This window comes from Streptomyces sp. NRRL F-6492 (assembly GCF_001280125.1).
Taxonomy (GTDB): Bacteria; Actinomycetota; Actinomycetes; order Streptomycetales; family Streptomycetaceae; genus Streptomyces.
The window spans coordinates 1-244 of sequence record NZ_LGEG01000189.1 but is presented as its reverse complement, the minus strand read 5'-3'; the positions used below and the strand labels follow the sequence as shown (position 1 = coordinate 244).

The window sequence follows — 244 nt, the reverse complement described above, 5'->3', positions numbered from 1 at the left end:
TGGCGCCGGACGGGCGCATCAAGTCGTTCGCGGCGGCCGCCGACGGCACCGCCTGGTCCGAAGGCGTCGGCCTCCTCCTGGTCGAACGCCTCTCCGACGCCCGACGCAACGGACACCAGATCCTCGCCGTCCTGCGCGGCTCCGCCGTCAACCAGGACGGCGCCAGCAACGGACTCACCGCACCCAACGGACCCTCCCAAGAACGCGTCATCCGCCAAGCCCTCACCGACGCCGGCCTCACCAC

Annotated in this window: 1 protein-coding gene; it reads left to right on the top strand. The window is 72.1% G+C overall.

The annotated features are described in order from the left end of the window. The coding region (locus tag ADL08_RS14675) for a beta-ketoacyl synthase N-terminal-like domain-containing protein (protein WP_267889565.1) at positions 1-244 on the top strand (244 nt) is incomplete at both ends.